This window comes from Actinomycetospora sp., assembly GCF_055612215.1.
In genome coordinates this window covers 1-4,413 of sequence record NZ_JBVPVA010000344.1, presented here as the reverse complement: position 1 = coordinate 4,413, position 4,413 = coordinate 1, and the positions used below count along the sequence as shown (strand labels likewise).

Below are 4,413 nucleotides of genomic sequence, written 5' to 3'. Positions count from 1 at the left end.
CATCAGCACACGGGGCAGGTCTGGAGGCCCGCAGACCTGCCAGGTGTGCTCCTCGGCGCGAGGACGCGAGCCCGCCCTCCCCACTGCGTTGATCACCAGCACACGGGGCAGGTCCACGCGCACGCAGACCTGCCGGACGTGCCCCTCGACGTCGGAGCCGTCAGGCCCGGGAGCGTGGCGAGCGTGTCCCGAGGTGCAGGCGGGCGAACAGCAGCGACTCGGCGAGCGCGTCGAGCCGCTCGTTGCGGGTCCGCGAGCGCCGCGTCGAGATCTCGACGACGACCGTGCCCTCGTAGCCCGTCAGCGCTAGCCGCTGCAGGACGTCCGCGCACGGCTGCGTGCCGCGCCCCGGGACGAGGTGCTCGTCGGTCGGCAGGCCGGTGCCGTCGGCGAGGTGGAGGTGCACGAGGCGGTCGCCCATGCGCTCGAGGAGCGCGAACGCGTCGTCACCGGCGGTGGCGGTGTGCGAGAGGTCGAGGGTGTAGCTGCGGGCGCCGGGCACCGTCGGGTCGTGCCCGGGGGTGTAGCTGGACACCTTCACCCGGCCCCGGCGCAGCGGGAACATGTTCTCCATGGCGATCCGCACGCCGTGCGCCCGCTCGAGCTCGTCGATCTGGCGGGGCAGGCCGACGGCGTAGCGGCGCTGCCAGCGGAACGGCGGGTGCAGCACGACCGTCGGCGCCCCCAGTCCGGCGGCGAGCACGACGCTGCGGCGCAGTCGTTCGGCGGGGTCGGCGCCCCACACGCGCTGGGTGATCGCGAGGCAGGGTGCGTGCACGGCGAGGACCGGCATCCCGGTGCGCTCGGCGTGCCGGGCGACGGTGCGCAGGCGCTGCGACTCCGGCTCGTTCCAGACCATCAGCTCGACGCCGTCGTAGCCGAGCTCGGCGGCCGCGTCGAAGGCGGCGGACATGGGCTCCGGGTACACCGAAGCGGTGGAGAGCGCCACGGGGGCGGCTCCGGGGTCGGGCGTTGCGACGGTCACCACTCCACGGTCATCGGGCGAGCAGGACGAACGCCGCCGGGGACACGGTCACGACCAGGCCGACGACGATCGCGAGCACCATCGTCTGCAGGTCGTCCGACCGCCGCATCGCGCGGACCCCGAACACCAGTCCCCCGGTGGCGGCGGCCGCGAGGACCAGCGCCACGACGGGCAGGGACTGCCACAGGTAGGAGAAGGCGATCCAGAGGACGGCACCGAGCAGCGCGCCCACGACGAGCTGGGCCGCGATGACGGCCCACTCCTTCGCGGTGGGGCGCTCGGCGAGCTCGTCCTCGTCCTCGTCGTAGTCCTCGTACTCGTCGTCCAGGTCGGCGTCCGGGCCGAGACCGGCCGGACCGTCGACGCGGGTGTTCCGCGGGCCCGCGCTCTCGGGACGCGCGAGCGACGACGCGGCGGTGGGCGGCCCGCCGTCGTCGGGACGCGGGACGGAGCGGGTGGCCTGTGTGGCGGCCGACGCCGGGGCCGACTGCGCGGCCGAGGTGGCCGGGGTCGCCTGCGTGGGCGCCGCCGACACGGCCGGGGTCGCCGCGGTCGGCGCCGACGAGGCGGCCGAGCCGGCCGCCTGCGGCTCCGGCGCGCGGGTGGGCAGCGGGGCCGGGCCGGCCGGTGCGGAAGCCCACGCGGGGGCCGACGGCGCGCCGTTGGTCGGCCCGGCGCTGGTCGGCTGGGGCCCCGAGCCCGGAGGCGGACCCGCCGGGCGTGGCACCGCGGACGGCGACGGCGGCGCGGACGGCGGCGCGGCGTAGGCGGTGGGCGCCTGGGCGTACGGGTCGGCGTAGGTGTCGCGCCCGGCCGGCGGGGCGGCGTAGGCGTCGCGCCCGGCCGGCGGGGCGGCGTAGGCGTCGCGGCCGCGGTAGGAGCGGTCGAGGTCGCTGTAGCTGCTCGCGTAGGGCCCCGCCCCGTAGGACCCCGGCGACGGCGGGTCGTAGGCGCCCGACTCGTACGGGGACGTGCCGTAGGCGCCGTACGAGGATGGGCCGTACGACGGCGGGTCGGCCGCGCGGTACCCGTCGTCGTAGCCCGTCGACCCGTATCCGGGGTCGCCGTAGGGCCCGGACTCGTAGTACCCGGTGTCCGCGTAGCGGCCCTGGTCCCCCGCGTAGCCGTACCCGTCCCCGCCGTAGGGATCGGAGGCGTAGCCGCCGTAGGACCCGCCCCGGTAGGACGAGGAGCCGTGCGGGTCGCCGTACGCGTCCCGCGTGTCGCCACCCCGCTCGGGCTCGGGAGCGTCGTAGGTTCCGTAGGGCCCGCCGTACGCGGAGCCGTACGGGTCCTCGGGCTCGGGGGCCGCCTCGGGACGTGCGGGACCCCGCGACTCGGCGCCGTAGGCGGCGAGCAGCTCCGCCACGCTGCGCTGGGAGCCCCGACGGGGCGGGCCGTCCGTCATCCGTTCCACCGTGCCGTGGCCGGGGCCGGTCGTCCAGTCGCGGTGGGACGGACGGTGGCGTACGTCCCGTCAGCGGCGAACGGACCGTGGTCCAGCGGCACCTGGTCGAGTCGGCCGAGGATCACGCCTTCACGCAGAGCCCACGGGCAGACCTCGACCTCCTCGAGTCCGAGGGTGTCCATCGCGGCGCGGGCGACGATCGCGCCGGCCACGAGCTGGTGGGCCCGGGAGGCGCTGACGCCCTCCAGCTCGGCGAGGTCGGTCGAGCTCATCCGACTGATGAAGGCCACCACCTGGCGCAGGCCGGCCGCCGTGAGGCGGCGGCGCACCCGCGGTCCGGCGCTGCGCGGGGCCGCCCCGGTCAGCCGGGCCAGCGAGCGGAACGTCTTCGACGTCACGACGGCGCGGTCGGGCGGCCCGCCCTCGAGCAGCGCGGCCGCCGCGGGGGCGACGGTGTCGTGCACGTACTCCGCGAGCACCCGGGTCTCCTTGCGCTCGGGCGGGTCGGAGGCGAACCAGTCGCGGGTCAGCCGGCCGGCGCCGAGGGGCAGCGAGAGCGCGACGTCGGGGGCCTCGTCGCGCCCGACCGCCATCTCCAGGGAGCCGCCGCCGATGTCGAGCGAGAGGAGCCGGCCCGCCGACCACCCGAACCAACGGCGGACGGCGAGGAAGGTCAGCGCGGCCTCGTCCGGGCCGGTGAGCACCTGCAGGTCGACGCCGGTCTCGTCGCGGACCCGGGCGAGGACGGCGTCGGAGTTGGTCGCGTCCCGCACCGCGGAGGTCGCGAAAGCGAGGAGGTCGTCGCAGGCGAGCGCCCGGGCCTCGCGGCGGGCCTCGGCGACCGCGGAGACCAGCGCGTCGGCGCCCTTGCGCTCGAGGAGGCCCTCGCTGACGTGCTCGGCGAGGCGCAGCGAGGTCTTCGTCGAGGACTGCGCCGTCGGGTGCGCGCCGCGGTGGGCGTCGACGACGAGCAGATGGACGGTGTTCGACCCCACGTCGAGGACCCCGAGTCGCACGTCAGCAGCCTAGACGTCGCGTTCCGTCACCCGTCGGGGGCTCACGCGTCGAGCTTGTAGCCGAGCCCGCGGACCGTCAGCAGGTGCCGCGGCTGGGACGGCTCGGGCTCGAGCTTGGCCCGCAGCCGCTTGATGTGGACGTCGAGGGTCTTGGTGTCGCCGACGTAGTCCGCGCCCCAGACCCGGTCGATGAGCTGGGCGCGGGTGAGTACGCGGCCGACGTTGCGCATCAGGTACTCGAGCAGGTCGAACTCCTTGAGCGGCAGGGCGACCTCGACCGGGTCGGCGCCCGCGGCGCCCTCCACCGTGACGACGTGGCGGCCGACGTCCATGCGGACCGGTCCCGCCTCGAGCACCTGGCGGTCCCCGACGGGCGTCGCGGCGGACTCGCTGCCGTCGCCCTCCTGGCCGCGGCGCAGCACGGCGCGCACCCGGGCGATGAGCTCGCGGGCCGAGTAGGGCTTGGTGACGTAGTCGTCCGCGCCGAGCTCGAGCCCCACGACCTTGTCGATCTCCGCGTCCCGGGCCGTCACCATGATCACCGGCACCGAGGAGCGCTGGCGCAGGGCCTTGCACACGTCGGTGCCGCTCATCCCGGGCAGCATCAGGTCGAGCAGGACGATGTCGGCGCCGTGGCGCTCGAAGTCCTCCAGGGCGGCGGCGCCGGTGCCGGCGACGCTCGCCTCGAACCCCTCCTTGCGCAGGAGGTACGCGAGGGGGTCCGCGAAGGACTCCTCGTCCTCCACGATCAGCACGCGGGTCATGGTCACCTCGGCTCGTCGGGCCCGACGCTCACGGCGGTCGGGGTGCGTGGTGGCGGAGACGACGCGGGGTCCGCGTGGTCACGGTGGGCCGGGCGGTACGGCACGCGGTGCGCCGCGTCCGCCGGGGCCGCGACCGGCGCTCCCGACGTCGGGTCGTGGCCCTCGTCGTCGGGGTCGTCCGCGGGCTCGGGCAGGCGCAGCGTGAAGGTGGAGCCGACGCCGGGCTCGCTCCAGACCCGG

Annotated in this window: 4 protein-coding genes and 1 pseudogene; all 5 read right to left on the bottom strand. The window is 76.2% G+C overall.

Annotation, left to right across the window (positions count from 1 at the left end):
* Positions 1-160 precede the first annotated feature (160 nt).
* A complete protein-coding gene (locus AC0CYZ_RS09860; RefSeq protein WP_472214732.1) occupies positions 161-913 on the bottom strand; it encodes a sugar phosphate isomerase/epimerase family protein in 753 nt (250 codons plus the stop codon).
* A gap of 82 nt (positions 914-995) precedes the next feature.
* Positions 996-2,393: a hypothetical protein gene (locus tag AC0CYZ_RS09855; RefSeq protein WP_472214731.1), complete on the bottom strand. Its 1,398-nt coding sequence runs from the start codon at positions 2,391-2,393 to the stop codon at positions 996-998.
* Complete coding sequence (locus AC0CYZ_RS09850) at positions 2,390-3,409, bottom strand: Ppx/GppA family phosphatase (protein ID WP_472214729.1); 1,020 nt, start codon at positions 3,407-3,409, stop codon at positions 2,390-2,392. Before AC0CYZ_RS09850 ends, AC0CYZ_RS09855 begins: the two co-directional genes overlap by 4 nt.
* Before the next feature lie 41 nt (positions 3,410-3,450).
* Positions 3,451-4,173 carry a response regulator transcription factor gene (locus tag AC0CYZ_RS09845; protein WP_472214727.1) on the bottom strand — a complete coding sequence of 241 codons (723 nt, stop codon included), beginning with the start codon at positions 4,171-4,173 and terminating at the stop codon, positions 3,451-3,453.
* 2 nt (positions 4,174-4,175) lie between these two features.
* Positions 4,176-4,413, bottom strand: a pseudogene (locus tag AC0CYZ_RS09840) (hypothetical protein); the annotation flags it as partial.

What these genes read in the sequence shown, in the direction of transcription:
- AC0CYZ_RS09860 (WP_472214732.1), bottom strand. Translation starts at nt 913, where the DNA reads ATGTCCGCCGCCTTCGACGCGGCCGCCGAGCTCGGCTACGACGGCGTC.
- AC0CYZ_RS09855 (WP_472214731.1), bottom strand. Translation starts at nt 2,393, where the DNA reads ATGACGGACGGCCCGCCCCGTCGGGGCTCCCAGCGCAGCGTGGCGGAG.
- AC0CYZ_RS09845 (WP_472214727.1), bottom strand. Translation starts at nt 4,173, where the DNA reads ATGACCCGCGTGCTGATCGTGGAGGACGAGGAGTCCTTCGCGGACCCC.